Source organism: Bacillus sp. 3255 (genome assembly GCF_031456485.1).
GTDB lineage: Bacteria > Bacillota > Bacilli > Paenibacillales > NBRC-103111 > Paenibacillus_E.
On the sequence record NZ_JAVDUS010000019.1, the window covers coordinates 55,888 to 75,482 of the forward strand.

Genomic DNA, 19,595 nt, shown 5'->3' on the forward strand with positions numbered 1-19,595 from the left:
CGAGCATAATATTTTACGCAAAAAAACACCCCAGGACAATTCCCAGGGTGTGCATGTTCGTAGGTGTATACTAGCGGCACGGGAGTGCCGGATTCATTATAATCTGTTCACGTTAGCGGCTTGTGGTCCGCGTGCGCCTTCCACGATGTCAAATTCTACAGCTTGACCTTCGTCCAGCGTTTTGAAACCTTCAGCTTGGATCGCTGAGAAATGCACGAATACATCCCCACCGTCTTCACGCTCAATGAAGCCATAACCTTTTTCTGCGTTAAACCATTTCACTTTACCTTGCATAACGTACACATTCCCTTCGTTTTAAAAAATGTAAGCCCTTACTTTTCGACTATAACACCGTCGCGCTTGGCCTGTCAATTTGAAACTTGGCTCTAACGTAAATTTTTTGAAAATTCCGGTATATACAAGCCGTGGATAACTGCGGAATTTGTAGAATGCTGTCGTATCAATGGTTTGTCCCATTTATTCACAAAGTTATGCACAGGATTATACACATTATCCACAGGGTGTTCCCCGCACTTTGAGGATAACTTGAAATTATTTTAGCAATGGGGTTTACATGGTCACGCTAATTGACGATATAAATGATAGGCGTCACAACTGAAGGGAGATACCACTTATGGTTCGCATAAAAAGCACAGAAATTAGGAGGAAACCTAAGCTGAAAATTTGCATGATTAAAAGTTCAAACTCCGGCTCAAATAGCTCTGTCCTATATAAGCAAATGCCTTCCTATATAAAGGAAAAGTATGAGGTAACCTTAGTTCAAAATCGTGCTTTTACGCCTGAAGACGCAGAGATCCACCAAAACGATGTCTTCATTACTACGCATGGGGAATATCCCACAGTCAAAGATAAAGTCAATATCGAACTGTGGCACGGCTTTCCTTTAAAAGGAATGGCTAACATGGACCCAGGCGAACAGACCTCCTCTCAATTCATTTCACGCCATTGGACTCATATCGATCTGATTGCATCTTATTCTCCTCTATATAACACGCTTTTCAATGCATGCATGGGCAACAGAATTAGTCATTACCGTATAACCGGTATGCCCCGCAATGATATGTTATTTAATTCAGATAGTGAGTTGAAATTACGGGGATTTTTCCAGAACAAGATCCCTCATGATCACAAAATCATATTTTTTATGCCTACTTTTCGGAAAGCACACTATAGTTTAGAACGTTCAGAAGGTCATAAAGATTGGGCGAACATGTTTGGATATGACGAATTTAATTACGAAACGTTCGGTTCGTTCTTAGCTGCAAATAAGCTTACCTTCGTAGTAAAGCTCCATCCCTTTGAAGAAAGCCGTGTCAAGGGATACGTAGATAAGCTGGAAAACAACGGCATTTACTTATTGACCAATGCGATGCTCGAATCGAATGATGCCGATCTATACGAAGTTTTGGGTGGCAGTCAATTGTTGATAACGGACTATTCGTCGGTTTACTTTGACTATTTATTAACGGACAAACCAATGGTTTTCACACCGGCAGATGTAGCATCCTATCGGCAATCACGCGGTTTCTTACTCGAACCCTACGAATTCTGGACACCGGGTCCCAAGACATACAAGCAATCCGATCTGGAGCATGAAATTATTCGTTCTTTGCAGGATTCTCAATATTATGAACATGAGAGACAATTAATAAAATCGATGGTTCATACGTTTCATGATAACTTAGCAAGTGAACGTCTATGGCACACCATTGACGAGTACCTGGAACAGCATTATCTGGAGAAAAAACAGGCTCGCGAAAAGCAAATAGAATTTGATCAACTGAAAGTTACGCTTAAAAAGCATATTAGTGATTTTATTGAGTCCGGAAAATTAACCGAAGCTCAGGATACGATAGAAGAATATATCAAGATTGCCGGTGATGGTGATGTAGATATCATGTGCATGCAGGCTATTATCGATTATGTTGAGGGACGTTCTATCTTAGCTATCGAAACCCTTACATTAGCTCATATGATTCAGAAGGACCATGTAGATGTTCTATATAATCTCGCGTTTATCTACGAGGGTGTAGGGAATACTCAATCTGCTTTACACTACTACCAGCTAACCTTGCGATACTGCACGGACCCGCAGCTCATTGCATCCATACAATCTAGCTTAGCCGTATTACAAAATAACCAGATAAGCAGGTAAAACATAATGAAAAAGATCATTACCTATGGAACTTTCGATTTGCTGCACCATGGTCATATATTGTTACTGCAGCGGGCAAGGGAACTAGGCGATCATCTTACAGTAGCGTTATCTACCGATGAGTTTAATGCAGGCAAAGGCAAACAGTCCTTTTTCCCCTATGAGCATCGCAAACTCATTCTGCAGGCTATTCGATATGTGGATGATATAATTCCTGAGTCCTCCTGGGAACAAAAGACAGACGATGTTATTCGACTTGGAATCGATACCTTTGTCATAGGGAACGACTGGGTCGGGAAATTCGATTTTTTGAAAGCACATTGCAACGTCGTTTATCTCGATCGCACGAATAACATCTCTTCCAGCCAAATTCGTCACCACTATCAACAAACCGGCATGCCCACTTAACCCGCATTATTTGGAGGCTTTATGGAAAAACTACTTTCACTTTGCATGATCGTCAAGAACGAAGAGAAGGTCCTAGACCGATGCCTAGATAGCGTGAAGGACCTAGTCGACGAAATAATTATCATAGATACAGGCTCTACGGATTCAACCAAAGAAATCGCGCGTAAATACACCGATAAAATCTATGATTTTGTTTGGGTCAACGATTTCTCTGCCGCTCGCAACGAAGGTGTTGCAAAGGCAACCGGTAAATGGATTCTCATCATGGATGCGGATGAGTATGTCGAGCAAGCTGACATTCTGCACTTGAGGGAAATGTTAGCCAAGGAGACACCTCGAGAAGATGTTGTACTTAATATTAAAATCATTAGCTTCACCGGGGATTCTCTAGCAGAGAGTAGTATTCTGGAATCTACAACTGATCGCATTTTTCCAAATCATAAGGGGATTATTTTCAGCCGACCGATTCATGAACAGTTGGTTTCCATACACGATGCACAGCTCAAGAGGTATCCGATTTCGTTTCGAATTTACCATACTGGGTACTTAAAAGAAGTCCTTCAAGAAAAAAATAAAAATGAGCGGAACATGGCCATCTTTGAACAAATGAAAAAAGACGGCAAATTCACCGCCTACGATTACTTTACATTGGCTAATGAGTATCATTCCCAAAAGGATTATAAAAAAGCAGCTTATTACTACCAACGCGGATTTAACGGCTGTAATCCGAATTTCCAGTGGTATATCCATTGTCTTGCCGGACTTATCAGCTCCTTATTTAACTCCGGGAATATGAAGGAAGCATGGGATCTTGTTGAAAGCAAGCTATCTCAATTTCGGGGTTACCCTGAATTCCATTGTATACGAGCTATATTTTATGAATATTTCGGATTATTCGTTGAAGCTAGATACGAATATGAACAAGCCCTTCTATGTTCCGAACATTTAGCTAATGCGAGTAAAGACGCATGGATCATCAGTCCCGACTACGGCTCGAAACTTCCGCAATTGCGACTCAAGGATCTACATTACCGCGAGCGAGATATTGAAAAAACAGTTTACTATTTAACAAAACTTTTAATGAATGATTCGAACGATATGCAGTCACTAATCAAATTATGTGAAATTTTGTCCTTTACCGAAACAACCGCTTCTTTAGCTGGTTTTTTGAATAATTTTTATTCAGACGATAACCCGCGGCATCTTTCGATTCGGTTACAGACGTTTTTGGCTATCGGGCATCTACAACTAATTGAGTTATATATTAAAAGAGCAAGATCTTTAAACCTTGTGCAACCTTTGGATGAAATGCGCCTTTCTATATTATTAAATGATCGCACCGCTTTTGATTTGCATCTACAAAACGTTCCACAAGAGAAGAGGAACACAGATAAATGTGTGAAACATCTTCTGTTAGCAGCCTTGGTCTGGGAAACAATTACGTATATTGATCAACTGGCATTAGCGGAGAGCCACACTTACTATAAAGAGAAACAACTAATTAATGACTTACTCCAGCAATCCAACCAAAACGAAAATATGCCGGAGTCTGATGAAACAGGCAATTTACTACTTTTGTTGACTGACCTATTCACGCTGCAGCAGTTCGAAGCTTATGACCGGCTAGTCAATCAAATCAGTACTCCAGCTTTAGTCAATCAGTTGGCTAATTACTTTTATAATAAAAATCAAATCGACGTGGCAATGAACTACTACTCATTGCTCTTGGATAATAATGAGCTGAATGCACTGAGCGCCGAAAACTTAGCTTATTATCATATAAACCAGCATCTGTATGTAGACGCAGTAGAATTCTTGAAGTATGGCATTGGAAAAGATCCAAAAAAGATATACATGCATGTTCTATTGTGTAAATGCTGCGGTAATGCAGAGGAGAGGTTAAAGTACAAGCAGAACTTCGAAGATCAGTTCCCGAAAGAAAAGATGCTTCCATTTATTCAAGCTTTGTGACCTACAATGATTGATAAAGGCTCTTAGGCTTTTTCTGACAATAACAAAAAGCACCTCCTAGAATTAACCGTCGTTTGACCCAGGAGGGTTTCCAACGTCGAATATTCTAGAGGGTGCTCTTTTATTTAAACAGATGCCTTTGATGCTATTGCATTTGAGTGTTTACTACAACATTATATATATCTTCGACTGTTTTAGCTCCCTTAAAGGATAAAGCTTCAGTTTTTATTGAATATTTTTCTTCAATATCTGTGAGTAAACTGACTAGAGCAAGAGAGTCCCAGTTCTCTATTTCATTAAGCGCCATTTCGAATAGAAGAGTTTGCTTTTCAACCATTACTGCATCCTCAAACAAAGACAAAAATACCGATTTATCCAAATTACTCATCCCCCTTTCTCACCTTTCCATACTATTGAGCATGCCCCCCAGGAATAACCTACACCAAACCCAGCTAGCAACACCCTATCCCCGTCTTTAATCTTTCCGAGTTCGGTTTCTTTCTTTAAAGCAATGGGAATTGTTGATGAAACTGTATTACCTAGAGTGTCCAACTGGATTGAAAATTTACTAATAGGAATATCCATTCTTTTCCTCAGCGATTCTAGCATAAATAAGTTAGCTTGGTGAAGTATGTAGTAATCATAGTCCTGAATTGTCCTTCCTTCTTTTACAGCTAATCGCTCAACTGCCTTTGGAACTTCAAACATCGCAAATTTAAATATTTCTTGCCCATTCATGTATAAATTGTTCTTTGAACGAACATTCCCGAACTCATCCTCGTTTTCTTTTAATGTCTCCGTGGATGTAGGCACCCTTAAACCACCCGCAGGAACTATTAAGTTTTGCGCACCTCTACCGTCCGTACCGAAAACAAATGCGCCAAATTTACTCTCGTCTGTTTCAGTACCTGCAACCAATGTAGCCGCTGCCGCATCTCCAAATAATACCTTTACATTCCTATCCTTTGGATTAATAAACTTACTATAAGTATCCGAAGTAATCAATAGCACATTTTTAGCCTGACCACTAAGGATTAAGCCCTGCGCTACTGATAGTCCATACACATACCCTGAACAACCCAAATTTATGTCAAAGGCACCACATTCATTGCTTATTCCTAACCTTTCTTGAAGAATGCAAGCAGTAGTAGGCATGAGGTAGTCTGGTGACTGTGTGCAGTACAATAAAAAATCAATATCATGCTTATCTATCCCGGTATTAAATAACTTTAATGCCGCTTGATATGCAAGATCTGAAGCAAACTCTGATTCTCCTGCTATGTGCTTAGATGTTATGCCAATTTTTTTAGTCATTCGATCCTGAGGATCATTAAACTCTTCTTTTTCCGGTAAGTAATATTCAATTGCTCTGATATAGCAAGACATCAATGGAATCACCCCCGAAAATAATTGTTACTCAAGTACTCGGCTTCAAAATCTAATAGTTTCTTTGCCCGCTCATTGATTTTTCTAACTGGTGATCCCATATAGACACCCCAAGAACCCAAATCCTTATTAACTAGACTATGTGCACCAACTGCTGAGCCCTCGCCGATGTTTACACTTGGTAATACTGTTGAATTTGTTCCAATGATGACATGTTTATTTAACACTATTTTGCCTTTAATTACATTTAGATATTTGCTAGGTACTGTAGGATTGGTTAGAAACCTTCCTGAATAATCATCCGTGGCACTATATAATACCACCCTTGAAGAAAGGCCAGCAAAGTCTCTAATTTCAACTCCACCTGCACCATACACTGCACAAAATACTGCAATATGGACATTGGAACCTATAATTATTTCTCCTTGGCTGGCAGATAGCATTGTAAAATCATCAATTCTCACATTATCGCTAACAATGATATTCTCAGGTGAGTAGACACTACATAACTTGCTTATCTTTACATTATTTCCAATAGACTTAAACCCAATTCTTCTTAGTTCTTCTTCGGAATAGAAGGCCATCTATGCTCTCCTTCAGAGTTTTTATCTAAATAACAGCAGCCGCTTTATTACTTTTATAAGTGCTGCAAACCTGTCTTACGATCTCGGAAATTTTAACTTGCACTTCTGTCTCCAAACTATTATACAGCGGAATACATAAGATTCTTCTGGATATATCACGAGATATCGGTGTATAGTGGTCATTTTGTATATACGGTAGAGTTTCCAACGATGGGTAGAAATATCTTCTTGGAACAACACCGATTTCAGACAGCTCATTGATGACTTTTAACATCATCCCCTCATTTTGAAAAACTAAAGGAAAGTAGCTATAGTTATATAATATACTCGTATCTTTTAACTGCAGTGCAATACCTTCAATACTCCCTAGGAGTTCTAAATATATCTCATATTTCTTTCTTCGTTGTTCCAGAAGAATGTTCATATCTTCTAAAACACATAGTCCCATTGCAGCTTGAAACTCATTCATCTTCGCATTAATTCCCAATTCAGATATTCTTTCAGGCCCTTCTATACCAAAGTTAATCATTTTCTTTGCTTTCTCATAGAGGGCGTCATCCTTAATTATTAATGCACCACCCTCAATAGAATGAAACACCTTAGTGCTATGGAAACTTGCAATTGAGATATCACCATAACTATACACACTGCGACCATTGCACCTAACACCAAATGAATGGGCTGCGTCGTAAACAACCTTGAGATTATGCTTCTTAGCAATCTCTTCAATTTTATCTACTTCACATGGATTACCGTACACATGAGTTGCGACAATTGCCGATGTATTTGGTGTAATATGTTCCTCTATTTTGTTTGGATCTAAACATAAAGTGCCCTGGTCAATATCAACAAATTTAGGCTGTAAACCTTCCCAAACTAATGTACTTGTTGTGGCTACAAAAGAAAACGGAGTTGTTATAACCTCACCTTTAAGTCCCAACAACTTGTATGCAACTTGTAATGCGAGAGTTCCATTAGAAACTAGAAGTAAATTACGAACCCCTAAATACTCTTGCAATCTTGTTTGAAGTTGTTGAACCATTGATCCGTTATTAGTAAACCACCCTGAGTCAAAAATTTGATCGATGTACGCTTTGTATTTTTCACGATTTGGGACGTATGTTTTCGTGACATTTATCAACTCTCATCCCTCCATCTCTCATCATATTTTTCGACTACTTTTTTCTAACTATATATAGATCATCAGTTGGCGACAAACCATATCTTGCTGCATCATGAACACCAAATTTATCTGCATAATTGTATAATTCGACATCAAAACCAACACTTCTCAAGCGACTAATATAATCATTCTTAGAGTACACTCTTACATGATCATCTTGCCCGAAATAGATATGCCGCTGTTCAGGGGTAACAATAGTCGGATCCTCGAATGTATTTTCGATATTTATAGCAATAGGAACTTGAAGTATTCCCCAACCACCTTTTTTCAGTACCCTGAATAATTCCTTCATGGCGAGCAAATCATTCGGAATATGTTCAAGCACATGACTACATAAGATAACATCAAAGCTTTCATCTGCGTAAGATATTTGTGTAATATCCATCTTCTCCATAAAACGATCCTGAGGATATAAATCACCACACACATAATCTAATCCTATATTATTTATCCATTTTCTAAGATTAGATTCCGGTGCGACGTGAAGAATCCGAGAGAAATTGGAACTTAATAGATTAGTCTCATTTTGTATATATAATTTATACAAACGTTCACGATCAAACGACCTGCACTTAGGGCATCCTGCAGTATATTTATTAAACATTTCAAATTTATATAAAGGGGCATCAAATTTATCCGGCCAAAAATTAAATTTTTCAAAAGAATGATTGCACAGGGAACAATGGAAAAGATCTGGTGCATGAATAAGCTGGTTTATCGCCTCCGCACAATAACGCTCAGAGCTGTTCTTCACTAAAACTTCCGTTTTATTAAGTTCGTTATACGTAGCAATCGTTCGCTGAGCCATGGCCAAATAATTTCTAAGAGACTCTTTAAAATCCTTTTGATTTGACAAAAATCCATCTTTTCTAGAATCCATTATTAAGTTAAACCAATTCGAAATGCCATGAACCATATATTTAGGGTTTTTTTGATTTTGAGATTGATGTTGTCTGAAATAGCTTAACGGTTCAGCAATGTAGACAGCCTTACCTTTTGCTAATAAATTAATCCAGGTTGCGAAATCGTTTATGACAGAATACTCTTTACTTTTATACACACCAAACTCTGTAACTAAGCTTTTCCTAAATAAAACAGTTGTTGGCTCTCCAATTAAATTGCTTGTCGTTTTTAACAGGAGATCACCCAAAGACCGCCCATCTAGAATTTTGTCTTCTTTAAACAATTGTCTATTAAAATGTCTATCCGGAATCATATTCCCATGGTCATCAATCAGTTTTCTATATGAGGTTACTAGTGTCACATCAGGTAACTGTGCTAAGTAATTCATCATTTTTTCTATTTTTTCTTCATGAAAAACATCGTCATCCATTAGGAAATTAACATATTCCCCAGATGCTAAGCTAAAACACTTTTTAAAGTTTTCCGCTTCTAGTTGTTTTTCATTTTTAAAATAATTAATCTTTTCCGGATATGCTTCCATGTAAGGCTTCAGCATATTCCCCACTTCAGAATTAGTAGAATCATCGCAGATAATTATTTCTATGTTCTTGTATGATTGATTTAAAACACTTTGAATAGCAACTTCAAGGAGATGGGGTCTATTGTAAGCAGGAATGACTACGCTAACAAGCGGGCAAACTTCTTTGTAATATTCATTTAGGAAAATCCTTCGCTGCTCCTCATATCCCTCTAAGTTTAAAGAACCACAATCGTGCAGGCACCAAGGTGTGCTTTGATTCGGCACCCCTACTTCATAGCCTGCCCTTTGGAATTCAAGAGCTTGTGAAACATCGTAGAAATGCCAGCCTTTAAAGAGATCTTCTCTCCAGGCAAGGTCATATTGCGTAATCATGATTAAACCATCAATAGCCTGTACACTTTGGTAATCACCTTGAACATCCCCCGCAACAAATGGACCCATTTTACTACTTCTACTGTTCTCATAGACTTTACCCACTCTGTCTGTGGCCTTCCACCACATACCTGTGACAGGTAGTCTTGTTGCTCCAAAAACACCTAGCATTCCTAATTGGGCATTATGTGAAAAAATATTAATTATCTCTTGAATAAAGTTTTTATTTATAACTAGTACATCTTGATGCAGGTATACCTTATACTTTGCGTCAGAACGTTTCATCCCTTCATTGTAACCTTGCGTTAAACTTAATGCTTTGGTAACAGCTATAATATCTACTTCATATCCATCAGGAATGTGCAGTGAATTAATATACTTAATGGACTCATTATATAGCACTTCATTATTCACACAGTAAATGAAACTTATTTTTCGCTCATTCATGAACCATTTCCTCCTTGATTTGATCCATAAATTCATTAACTTCTTGATCCCGGTCAGCGATTTTCCCTAGGAATTCCAAAGCATTTGCATGTTCCCCAAGGCTATATAAGACGTAGCCCAAATTGTATAAGGTATCACTATGGTATGGATCATACTGAAGTGATTTTTCTAACAAAGGGATTACCCACTCATATAATTGGCATTGAAAACACTCAACTGCCAAGCGATTTATTAACTCTGTTTTCTCTATAATCTCATTATCAATTACTATGGTCAGATAGGATAATTCGATTCTATTTTCTTTTATAAGATTTAATATCTGGGCTGTAGCTTCCACCCGATTGACATCATGTTCGATATTCCTCAGCAGGAACTTCACATGAAGCTTTTCGTACCTATCATCTATAATCTTCTTGTTAATTTCTTGTATCCAGTCTTTGATTTGTTCATTCTTTTCAGAGATTGCTTCCAAGTATCTCAAAGCTAATTCATTCTCATTAATAGAATGCATGACTGTAGCTAGATTTAATAACGTATTAAAGTCACTGGAGTCATATTGGTAAGCTTGATTCAAATATAGTAATACATCTTCAAGTTGCTTTCTCTCCAGGCTTGCAACAGCCAATATATTTAGAGTTCTTAATTTTGTTTCAATTCGGCTATCGATAACCTGTAGAACAAGCCTGGCATCGAATTGCAAAGCTTTCTCTACATATTCAGAATCGGCACTCTGGTAGTCTAATTTATTTAATACCTCAAAAATAACATTTTCCCTTAATTCTTTTCTAGCTCCGAGGATAAAACGATCTATTTCAAACTGAGAATGTACCTCGATTGAACTTAATTGCTTAATCTCCGTTAGAATACCTTCATCTTGTTCATTTAAGTTACGGACATAGTTAATATCTAATTCCTCAAATCTGGCTTCCTCTAACTTAGAGATAATACCTGGCAATGTAGAATGATTTAAGCTACTGCTTTCCAGACTACCGTTCAGCAAATCTCTAATAACCGAAATATGCAGCAGGTTGTTCACTCTTATAAGCAACTCCCCATCTACTTTCAAAAGATCCTTTAATATTTTGAATGTCTCTAAGGGAGATTTCATCTTATGAAAATAGTCTCCGATAATAATCAAATCGAAGTACTCATTAGCGAATTCATCACAAACTAATTCAGGCTCACCGACTCTAACATCAGCAATTAGACCGCTAACCTCTGCAGCATGGGGGAAAGATTCTATACCATATAATTCTACTTGGGGGTATTGCCTTCTAAGTTCTAGAAGGGTTGCTCCATAACTACAACCAAGCTCAAGCACTCTAAACGAACCCTTATTTGAGCTATTTATGGATTGAATAATTTCATTTTCCACATTGACTATAGTAATTGACTCATTGTATTTCCATCCAATATTCTCGATCCAATTTTCTTCTACTAATACGATATTTTTGAAAAAAATTACTTTGTTACCACTGGCTATTTCTAAACCAAGCTTATAACAAACTGGAATATCCAATGTCTTGTCATTAAAAATTGGTGAAATATATGTTTGTTCCGCTATCCATTCCTTCAATTCAATGGAGCAGTTATTCTCTACTACAATGATCTCATAAGATACATACCCACTATAATTACGTATATTAGAAATTACAGATTGAAATCTAACTAAATCATTCTCCGCAGCAATAATTATAATACTAAATTTATTTGTAGGTACTGATATTTCCATACTGTTGCTCCCCTTGGAAAATGTATAGTTAGAAATAGTTCTTAGACTAATTTATTAAACTTCCCTTTTACTTTTTATCGGTTATTTAGTCTCCAAAGTGTATAAGAAGAAAATAACATTTTGTAGAAAACACCCGTATTTTGTCACATGAAGAATTATATCTGTATCTTGTGAGGATAAAAAAATAAGGCGAACTTCCGCCTTATTTTAATTATTGTAATTGTATTCTATTTTACATAGACATCATATGTACTGATTCTATTATGATCCCATATCTCTTCGAAAGTAAATTGGGACTTCCATTTGTGGTAAGGATGAGTTAAATCACCATATATATCCCCTGCGAAATGGATTGCTTCACTTCTTTTGGTTGTAAGCTACTTATCCCATTAGTTGGTAGGAGAAAAGGGGTTTTCTTTATGGCCATCACCCTGTAAAGCAAACCTTAATCATTATTGATTTTTTTTATTGCACTTATGAGTTCGATAGTCTCCTCATCCTTTATCTTTATCAAATTCAAAAATCCAAGTGCTTTCTCATAAGCTCCAATTTTATACATAATAAACCCGTAATTAAAAAGAGTATCCGCATGCTCAGAGTTAACTAATAACGACTCATTTAACAAAGGTATTATATTTTCAAATAAACTTTCGGCAAAAAACATATTTGCCAGTATATTAAGCACATATTGCTTCTCAATCAGATCTTCATGAACTGCCTTAATAATACGTGCCGTGTCCAAATGGCCTTCTCGAATCATACTAGTCAATTCCCTCAATGATGATTCCTTATTGTTCCCTTGTTCCACATTAAGCAGCAATTCGTTAACTTTCGGCTTAGGCTCAGTATGACTCGCAACGAGAGTATATTGGTAGGTCATAAACTGGTTGCTACTTTGCAATTCAGATAAATTAGACAACTGTTCAATCCATTTTTTATCCAGCTCTGAAAGCGGCGCCACAGCTGATCCGTATTTAATATCATTGAACCCAGCTTCTCTGAATAACTTTAAGAGTTCTTCCAGAGTGAAAAAACGGAGGTTGTCTCTACCGATAATACCTGTCTCCGTATAGGTCCATTTACCATTTAGTAAGCCTCGCAAAACACTGTGGTGCATAGCGTTAGGTATAACAGCAAGGATTTTGCCATCTTTTTTTAGAAATCCCCTTAGCTTCAGCAATAAATTTGCCGGGTTTTGCAATTGCTCCAGAATATTGCCCAATAAAACGTAGTCAAAAAAATGTGGCGGATACTCTATGCCATCCTCAACATCAATATTAGAAATCTCTGCAAATCTAGCTGCTACAACCGCCGCGTGATGATTTTTCTCTACACCGTACAATTCAGCATTTTTGTATTTATTACTTATTTCTAATAAAGTCCCCCCACAGGCGCAACCTACGTCTAATACTCGAATGGCTTCATCTTCTGCATGATCGTCCATCAAAGCAATAAGGTCATGTCTAATTTCTGTCGAATATGCTGTATGGAACCCCCATTTACTAAGAAACTTTTTCCTGCTTGTAGCCAATAAATTTCGCGTTCTCTCAGGCATTTCCCCGAAAGAGGTAGATCCAAAATGATGTATAAATACATTTTTACATAATAATAGCTCATAACCCGCTTCAAGGAGTCGGAATGAGAAGTCACTATCCTCACACATACCTGGTGAAAAGATCTCGTCCAACACCCCAATGCGGTCAATAGCTTCTCTTTTAATGATCATACAAAAACCGATGAGCTTTAATCTCCGTTCCCATTGACTGGAGTCATGACGATTATAACTTGCAGCAAACTTCCACATCTCATCTAGCGTTTTATGATTAACAGATATCTCTTGATAATTATATGCACTATTGGTAACAGGCCCAACAGCACCTATATTATTAGAACTATATAAAGCTTCAATCATAGGAGGCAGCCAATTTTCAGTAACGATAATATCATTGTTAAGCAGCATGATATTATCTCCAGACGCCACCTCTATACCTTGGTTGCATCCTTTCGGGAAACCAACATTCTCTGAATTAAATATGGTCAAAAGGTCCGTCTGCTCCGCTAACCATTCGCGTGTTCCGTCTGTCGAATTATTATCAACTATGATTACCTCATAAGAACCTCGTTGAGTGAACTTGCGAATACTCTCGATACAAGCTTGTGTATACTCTAATTTGTTATAAGTTAGTATGACTATACTTGTTTTAGCCAGTGTTCCAATTGACATTTTGTTTGCTCCTTCAGTGATACTCCGCTATCAAATCAAATATTCTTTTATATAACATTAATCTTTCTAAAGGTTATATCGGTATTTCTGCGAGTACAATTTACAAGTATATTTTTCAAATATTTCTTGAAAAAACTAAATGAGGCCGCTAAATATAGCAGCCTCATTTCTAATTTTTTTTATCTATAAAATAACTATCTGTCACCATGCGATACTCATAGCCCTTTTTCTGCTGTTTAGCTTGATTTATCTGCTTAATTTTTTGAAGTGCCTCATCTCGATGTTCTTCCATTTTCACTCTCAGCACATCATCATGAGCAAATATATCATTAATCGCTTCAAGCCTCTTTGCATCTAATCCGTTATCGATATAATACAAGAGCTGATCAACAACTAAGCCTCTCTCATCAACAAACTTTTCTAATTCTTCATAACTAGCCTCATGGATTCTACTAACCATTTCGACTGTAATCTTACTGAGAGTGCTTATTAACTCATCCATGATTTAAAACACCATTTTTATCGGATGAAACCATTTTTGCAACCTGTACCCAGGCTTCTTTTAAATCCAACAAATGATCCAACACAATCTTCGCTGATGCTTTATTTTTCTTTAGATTCGCTTGGATTAACTGATATATCATGAATTCATATATTCTTGATAAATCTTTTGATAAATCATATTCAAAATTAAGTGATGCGATAAGTTCGTTAATTACCGCCTGTGCTCTAAGAAGTCCTTTATGAGCCTTCTCAATGTCCATCTGCTCAATACCCTCGATTGCCATTTTCGTAAATCGAATGGCCCCATCATAAAGCATGATCACCAATTGTGGACCGGTCGCCGTTTGAACAGAAGTCTGTTGGTATTTTTGTAATTGAGATGGATTCATATTTTTCTACCCCTTCTATTTATTCCCTAGCCAAAGTTACTAGCTTGAGAGTTAAGCTTACTAATCGCACTTTCCATTGCTGTAAATTTCGCGTAATATGCTGATTCGAGTCGATTTAGTCTGCTTTGCAGGTTCGATATTCGAGTATCAATTTCTCTCACTTGACTACCTAATGAACTATTGTTATCCAATGTTTGATCCAATTCAACACTATACTTGGAGGTACCTGCTTTCTCCGCCAAACCGTCTAACCCTGTTTTCAATACTGCATACATTCTATTGAACACACCATTGTTAGCGGTAATGGGATTACTTGTACTTGTAACGGAGCTATCTTTTCCTGAAAAAAGCGATATAACTTGGTCCGGGTTAGCCTCGATAGCCTTTCGGAGCTTGGTTTCATCAACATAGAGTTTGCCACCTTCGGACCAAGTTCCTGTTGTTATGCCAATCTGAGTAATATTCATCGAGGTCGTAGTTGAACCAGATGGTACGTTAACCGAGGAAATGGCCGATAATCGAAGATTGGAAACGAGAGTAGTCAGTGTAGAATCGCGTCTAATTAAACCACTCTTCGCTTTAACTTCCCAAGCTGTAATCTGACTATCTGTCATCGCTGACTTCTCGTCCGTAGTTAACGGTTCATAAGATGAATATCGCGCCTCACCCAACTTATTATTTACTAGGGATAACACAGTATTATAATCATTAACAAAAGATTTAATTGTATTTACGATTGAATCTGTGTCAGTGGCAACTGTAACTTTAGATCCGTCCACTGTTGATGATACCGCGTTAAGGGTTAGTTTCACATCATTTAATGTATACGTGTTACTATCCTGTTCAATATCCAAGCCATTCACCGTCAGCTTTGCATTACTACCTGGCTTCGGAGTATCCAGTTTGAATGCAGTTTCCAGATCACTCGATACTGTTACACCGGATGTTAAACCCGTCGTTTTACTTGTTAAGGAGAGCTTGCCTGAGGCCGAATCAAATACTGCGACAACATTGGCCGCACTATTTTTATTGACTTTAGAAATAAAACTAGAAATCGTATCGGTTGAACTAAAGGAGATCGGTTGTCCATTAATTTCGATCGTTGACGTATCCGTAACTCCAAGATCAGCTAACGTTGTTGAAGCTGATTTAGACCCGATTCCAGAAGAAACTAGACTTCCACCCGTAGCTAATTGATTTACTTTTACAGTAAAGCTCCCTGACGCGTCCGAACTCAAAGTTGTGGCTGTGAATGCATTTGTATCGCCTGTTATTGTAGTTTTCTTAGCCGACAAAGCGGACATTGTATTATAGTTAAATATTTTATTGTTGCGTAAGTCAACAAGCTTCGTGCTCACTTCCTTGTAGCTATCCCTTGTCCATTCAATAAGTTGCTTGCTTTTATTTAACTTATCTAGGGGGGCTTGTTCCGCCTTCATCAACTTAGTTACAACCGACTCAATATCGAGTCCTGAAGTGCCGGCTCCACTAATTCTATTAACCATAACATCCCCTCCTTTTTACACTTTTTTATCAATAAGAATGCCCGACATTTCCACAAATTTTTGAATCATGTCTATCATTTTTTCCGAGGGGATTTCCCGAATAAGATCTCCGGTATCTTTGTTGATGACTCTTACAATAAGATCGTTCGTTTCTTTGTGTACAGAGATTTCGAGTTCTGTACTAATTCCTTGAGCAGCCTTAATTGCTTTATTAATTAATTTATTAAATTGATCATCTCCGACTGACCTTACTTCTCCCATTTCGACAGTCGGTTCACCAGACTTACTTTCCGTCGATAGAGAACTGTTCCGAGTTCTATCTATCGAAGAAGCCATACTTACCGCATATTCTTTACCATTAACTGAAAGGTCCAAAGCCGCACCACCATTCATAAATAATTGTTACTTTATTTATCGGCTTCGCATACATAAGTTTTAATAGTTTCACGTAATTTAATCACTTTGAATAACTCTTTCTTTTGCGGGTCTATAATTGTAATCTGCAGACTTTCTGTAACAGGTCTGTGCTTTTTCTACTTGTCCAGTAACTTCATAAAACACACCTAAATTGTAATAGGCTGCGAAACTTCCCGTACCGATGACGCTGTCATATTCGTTTGTTTCACCAAGTTCAATGCAAGTTTTGTAGGCCTGCTCGATCTTGGGAAGTAGGTAAATATATGTAGTTGGGTCACTTATCATAATTTCAAGAAAGTAAACCCCTTTCAGAAAGTGAAAATCAGGAAATCTTTTTAGATATCTATCCTCTGATTCGATTATTGAAAGCCCTTTTGCTAAATTACCGCCAGATATGATGCAGTATAAATATTCGACAATAGCATTAGGTGCATAATTTTCCTTTTTAGTTAATAACGCGTATGCTTTCGCATAGTTACTTAGCGCTAAATCCAAACGCTGAATTCCTTTATATTCCCGAGCAATTTGAAAATAATAGTAGGGATTGTTAGCGTCATTTTTAATTTCTAACTCTAGCAATGGAATGTTTCGTCCAGACTTGCTACCTTGAATATAGCCGTCATGCTGAACCTCAATTGGTAATATCAATCTAGGTAGGTCAGCTTCAACCTGTTCATGAATTTTACCTGTATAAGATAAGCCTCGTGGGAAGATTCTTGAAGTAATGCTTTGAGAGTGGCACAACATCCCTTCTTCCATGAAGGCATTAATAATTTTAACCCTACCAATTGCAACCTTTGTGTTAATGAACTCCTTTATGGCAATGAAGCAATCATTTGTTATATACTCATCAGCATCCAGAACTAAATTCCAATCACTGCTGGACTGCATGAATGCAAAGTTTCTTGCATCTGAGAAGCTGTTGGTCCATTCAAAATCAAACACTTTTGCCCCATAATCCAGGGCAATCATCTTAGTAGCGTCCGTCGATCCTGTGTCCACTAGGATAATCTCATCAACCAAACTCTTCACGCTTTCTAAACAACGTCTAAGGCTCTTCTCCTCGTTTAAAGCAATCATAACTAGTGATAGGGTTTTCACACTTGGCCTCTTCTTTAATTTAGTAAAAAAATAGAGACCCTAGAAGGTCTAAGGTCTCTAATTTTTTGTCCATTATCTGAGCAAGGACAGTACGCCTTGAGGAGCAGAGTTTGCTTGGGACAACATAGATTGGGAAGCTTGAAGAAGGATATTGTTTTTAGTCAATTTAACCATCTCAGATGCGATGTCTGTATCACGGATACGGGACTCGGAAGCTGTCAAGTTCTCAACTACAGTACCCAAGTTGTTGGAAGTGTACTCCAAACGGTTTTGCTTAGCACCCAATTTAGCGCGCTCTGTTGCTACATTCGTGATAGCAGTCTCAATGCCGGACAAGGAAGTACCTGATGTAAGACCTACGAAACCAGTTGTTGTGATTGCACCGATAGCAATTGTTGCACCTTTATCGTCAGTAACGATGTTAGCACCTTTAGTAATACTGATACCGTTGAACGTAGTTTTTGTCATAATTGCATCGATTTGCGAACCGAGTTCACCCAGCTCTTGGTCGATGTTAGCTGTATCATTGGAAGAGTATGTACCGTTCGATTTTTGAACATTCAATTCTTTCATACGAGTCAGCATGGCGCTTACTTCGTTCATTGCACCCTCTGCAGTTTGTACATAAGAGATACCATCTTGCGTATTACGTTGAGCTTGCTCAAGACCGCGAATTTGACCTCTCATTGTTTCGGAAATCGAAAGACCTGCAGCATCGTCAGCAGCGCGGTTAATACGAAGACCGGAAGACAATTTCTCCATGCTTTTGCTAGCAGCATCGTTGTTCAAAGTCATGTTACGGTGTGTATTTAGTGCGGAAATGTTGTGATTAATTCTCATTGAAATGTTCCTCCCTGAAATTAAATAAGTTTTCCACATCCATGTGGTATGCTGTCCCCAAGTCGGCCGCCTTGGATCGGCTATATAAAATATATCGACATCGAGCTACAAAAAGTTTATAGGCATGCTTAATTTTTTTTCGTATTTTTTATTTCTCCCGAAAACCTTGAAAAATCCAGTTGGTTGACTACCGCCTCAACATTCGACTCCTTGATAGACTGGTACAATTCTTTACGTAGAATGTCGATTTCTTTCGGCGCCGTGATGCCAATTCTGACAGTATCCGCTTCAACCGATACAAGCGTAATCTCAATTTGATCGCCGATGATAATGGACTCTCCCTTTTTGCGTGACAGTACCAGCATATTACTCGACCCCTTCTTTAATTTTCATCTCCAACAAATGCTTCGTCGAATATGTTGTTTTAGTTAGCACGACTTGCCTTCCCAATTTAAGCACACGATTGATGACTAGTGGAGCTACAAGATTGGTAGTAGCATTGTCCCAATCCCCTTTGACCGAAACAATGCATCGCACTTCAACTTGCTCTAATGAATCAATTTCAAGCTCTTCCTTTGCAGATTCAGGGAGTTCAAACTCGTAATCAGGATAGAATGCAAATGGATCCACAATAACGAATGCAAGATCCGCATCCTCTACGGATTGCAGGAAAGAAAAGGGGCTCGCCTCCAGTTCTAATACAATGTATTGTGCCTTATTCTCGAAACCGGGAATTCCTTGTTTAAAAGTTATAATGTCATTTTCATCTATTTCGATTTGATCAAAACGGGTAGTTTGTATGAACATGGTTTTCACGCTCCGTAATCAAAAATAAAAGGCTATAGATAGCCAATCACTAGCTCGTTCTATAGCCTACATTATATCGTTTTAATTTAAATAATCAATTTATTG

At 37.8% G+C, this 19,595-nt stretch carries 19 protein-coding genes; 3 read left to right on the forward strand and 16 right to left on the reverse strand.

The window, feature by feature from the left end:
• Window positions 1–96: 96 nt before the first annotated feature.
• Window positions 97–294, reverse strand: coding sequence for a cold shock domain-containing protein (locus tag J2X61_RS25865; protein ID WP_274472953.1), 198 nt, complete (start codon window positions 292–294; stop codon window positions 97–99).
• A 340-nt stretch (window positions 295–634) separates the two neighbouring features.
• Here J2X61_RS25865 and J2X61_RS25870 point away from each other — a divergent pair, with 340 nt between their 5' ends.
• The 3 genes from J2X61_RS25870 to J2X61_RS25880 are packed head-to-tail and all read left to right on the forward strand — an operon-like array spanning window position 635 to window position 4,555.
• A complete protein-coding gene (locus J2X61_RS25870) occupies window positions 635–2,176 on the forward strand; it encodes a CDP-glycerol glycerophosphotransferase family protein (protein WP_310191914.1) in 1,542 nt (513 codons plus the stop codon).
• Window positions 2,177–2,182: 6 nt separating this feature from the next.
• On the forward strand, window positions 2,183–2,584 hold the full coding sequence (tagD, locus tag J2X61_RS25875) for a glycerol-3-phosphate cytidylyltransferase (RefSeq protein ID WP_310191917.1): 402 nt from the start codon (window positions 2,183–2,185) through the stop codon (window positions 2,582–2,584).
• Window positions 2,585–2,605: 21 nt separating this feature from the next.
• Window positions 2,606–4,555 carry a glycosyltransferase gene (locus tag J2X61_RS25880; protein WP_310191920.1) on the forward strand — a complete coding sequence of 650 codons (1,950 nt, stop codon included), beginning with the start codon at window positions 2,606–2,608 and terminating at the stop codon, window positions 4,553–4,555.
• A gap of 145 nt (window positions 4,556–4,700) precedes the next feature.
• Here J2X61_RS25880 and J2X61_RS25885 read toward each other — a convergent pair whose 3' ends face one another.
• The 15 genes from J2X61_RS25885 to fliW form a co-directional block, all read right to left on the reverse strand.
• Window positions 4,701–4,934 (reverse strand): hypothetical protein, encoded by a 234-nt coding sequence (locus J2X61_RS25885; RefSeq protein ID WP_310191923.1) that lies wholly within the window; start codon window positions 4,932–4,934, stop codon window positions 4,701–4,703.
• Between the two features lie 5 nt (window positions 4,935–4,939).
• The gene (locus tag J2X61_RS25890) at window positions 4,940–5,953 is read right to left on the reverse strand and encodes a ketoacyl-ACP synthase III (RefSeq protein WP_310191926.1); all 1,014 of its coding nucleotides are present in this window, start codon (window positions 5,951–5,953) and stop codon (window positions 4,940–4,942) included.
• Window positions 5,950–6,525, reverse strand: coding sequence for an acyltransferase (locus J2X61_RS25895; RefSeq protein WP_310191929.1), 576 nt, complete (start codon window positions 6,523–6,525; stop codon window positions 5,950–5,952). Before J2X61_RS25895 ends, J2X61_RS25890 begins: the two co-directional genes overlap by 4 nt.
• A gap of 25 nt (window positions 6,526–6,550) precedes the next feature.
• Window positions 6,551–7,666, reverse strand: a complete 1,116-nt coding sequence (locus tag J2X61_RS25900) for a DegT/DnrJ/EryC1/StrS family aminotransferase (RefSeq protein ID WP_310191932.1) — start codon at window positions 7,664–7,666, stop codon at window positions 6,551–6,553.
• A 34-nt stretch (window positions 7,667–7,700) separates the two neighbouring features.
• Window positions 7,701–9,971: a glycosyltransferase gene (locus J2X61_RS25905; protein WP_310191934.1), complete on the reverse strand. Its 2,271-nt coding sequence runs from the start codon at window positions 9,969–9,971 to the stop codon at window positions 7,701–7,703.
• A complete protein-coding gene (locus tag J2X61_RS25910; RefSeq protein ID WP_310191937.1) occupies window positions 9,964–11,703 on the reverse strand; it encodes a methyltransferase domain-containing protein in 1,740 nt (579 codons plus the stop codon). The genes J2X61_RS25905 and J2X61_RS25910 overlap by 8 nt, the downstream gene beginning before the upstream one ends.
• Before the next feature lie 445 nt (window positions 11,704–12,148).
• Window positions 12,149–13,927 (reverse strand): glycosyltransferase, encoded by a 1,779-nt coding sequence (locus tag J2X61_RS25915; protein WP_310191941.1) that lies wholly within the window; start codon window positions 13,925–13,927, stop codon window positions 12,149–12,151.
• Window positions 13,928–14,096: 169 nt separating this feature from the next.
• Window positions 14,097–14,429 carry a flagellar protein FliT gene (locus tag J2X61_RS25920; RefSeq protein WP_310191945.1) on the reverse strand — a complete coding sequence of 111 codons (333 nt, stop codon included), beginning with the start codon at window positions 14,427–14,429 and terminating at the stop codon, window positions 14,097–14,099.
• Window positions 14,422–14,820 (reverse strand): flagellar export chaperone FliS, encoded by a 399-nt coding sequence (gene fliS / locus J2X61_RS25925; protein WP_310191948.1) that lies wholly within the window; start codon window positions 14,818–14,820, stop codon window positions 14,422–14,424. Before fliS ends, J2X61_RS25920 begins: the two co-directional genes overlap by 8 nt.
• A gap of 26 nt (window positions 14,821–14,846) precedes the next feature.
• On the reverse strand, window positions 14,847–16,325 hold the full coding sequence (fliD, locus tag J2X61_RS25930) for a flagellar filament capping protein FliD (RefSeq protein ID WP_310191951.1): 1,479 nt from the start codon (window positions 16,323–16,325) through the stop codon (window positions 14,847–14,849).
• 15 nt (window positions 16,326–16,340) lie between these two features.
• Window positions 16,341–16,718, reverse strand: coding sequence for a flagellar protein FlaG (locus tag J2X61_RS25935; protein WP_310191953.1), 378 nt, complete (start codon window positions 16,716–16,718; stop codon window positions 16,341–16,343).
• A gap of 60 nt (window positions 16,719–16,778) precedes the next feature.
• The gene (locus J2X61_RS25940) at window positions 16,779–17,822 is read right to left on the reverse strand and encodes a glycosyltransferase (protein WP_310191955.1); all 1,044 of its coding nucleotides are present in this window, start codon (window positions 17,820–17,822) and stop codon (window positions 16,779–16,781) included.
• Between the two features lie 93 nt (window positions 17,823–17,915).
• Window positions 17,916–18,683, reverse strand: a complete 768-nt coding sequence (locus tag J2X61_RS25945; RefSeq protein WP_310191958.1) for a flagellin N-terminal helical domain-containing protein — start codon at window positions 18,681–18,683, stop codon at window positions 17,916–17,918.
• Between the two features lie 128 nt (window positions 18,684–18,811).
• On the reverse strand, window positions 18,812–19,048 hold the full coding sequence (gene csrA, locus J2X61_RS25950; protein ID WP_310191959.1) for a carbon storage regulator CsrA: 237 nt from the start codon (window positions 19,046–19,048) through the stop codon (window positions 18,812–18,814).
• A 1-nt stretch (window position 19,049) separates the two neighbouring features.
• Complete coding sequence (gene fliW, locus J2X61_RS25955) at window positions 19,050–19,490, reverse strand: flagellar assembly protein FliW (RefSeq protein ID WP_310191961.1); 441 nt, start codon at window positions 19,488–19,490, stop codon at window positions 19,050–19,052.
• Between the last annotated feature and the right edge of the window lie 105 nt (window positions 19,491–19,595).

Coding starts and splice junctions, on each gene's coding strand:
- J2X61_RS25945 (WP_310191958.1), bottom strand. CDS start 18,683: ATGAGAATTAATCACAACATTTCCGCACTAAATACACACCGTAACATG.
- fliW (WP_310191961.1), bottom strand. CDS start 19,490: ATGTTCATACAAACTACCCGTTTTGATCAAATCGAAATAGATGAAAAT.
- fliD (WP_310191951.1), bottom strand. CDS start 16,325: ATGGTTAATAGAATTAGTGGAGCCGGCACTTCAGGACTCGATATTGAG.
- J2X61_RS25870 (WP_310191914.1), top strand. CDS start 635: ATGGTTCGCATAAAAAGCACAGAAATTAGGAGGAAACCTAAGCTGAAA.
- fliS (WP_310191948.1), bottom strand. CDS start 14,820: ATGAATCCATCTCAATTACAAAAATACCAACAGACTTCTGTTCAAACG.
- J2X61_RS25915 (WP_310191941.1), bottom strand. CDS start 13,927: ATGTCAATTGGAACACTGGCTAAAACAAGTATAGTCATACTAACTTAT.
- J2X61_RS25940 (WP_310191955.1), bottom strand. CDS start 17,822: ATGATTGCTTTAAACGAGGAGAAGAGCCTTAGACGTTGTTTAGAAAGC.
- J2X61_RS25935 (WP_310191953.1), bottom strand. CDS start 16,718: ATGAATGGTGGTGCGGCTTTGGACCTTTCAGTTAATGGTAAAGAATAT.
- J2X61_RS25880 (WP_310191920.1), top strand. CDS start 2,606: ATGGAAAAACTACTTTCACTTTGCATGATCGTCAAGAACGAAGAGAAG.
- J2X61_RS25905 (WP_310191934.1), bottom strand. CDS start 9,971: ATGAATGAGCGAAAAATAAGTTTCATTTACTGTGTGAATAATGAAGTG.
- csrA (WP_310191959.1), bottom strand. CDS start 19,048: ATGCTGGTACTGTCACGCAAAAAGGGAGAGTCCATTATCATCGGCGAT.
- J2X61_RS25865 (WP_274472953.1), bottom strand. CDS start 294: ATGCAAGGTAAAGTGAAATGGTTTAACGCAGAAAAAGGTTATGGCTTC.
- J2X61_RS25895 (WP_310191929.1), bottom strand. CDS start 6,525: ATGGCCTTCTATTCCGAAGAAGAACTAAGAAGAATTGGGTTTAAGTCT.
- J2X61_RS25910 (WP_310191937.1), bottom strand. CDS start 11,703: ATGGAAATATCAGTACCTACAAATAAATTTAGTATTATAATTATTGCT.
- tagD (WP_310191917.1), top strand. CDS start 2,183: ATGAAAAAGATCATTACCTATGGAACTTTCGATTTGCTGCACCATGGT.
- J2X61_RS25920 (WP_310191945.1), bottom strand. CDS start 14,429: ATGGATGAGTTAATAAGCACTCTCAGTAAGATTACAGTCGAAATGGTT.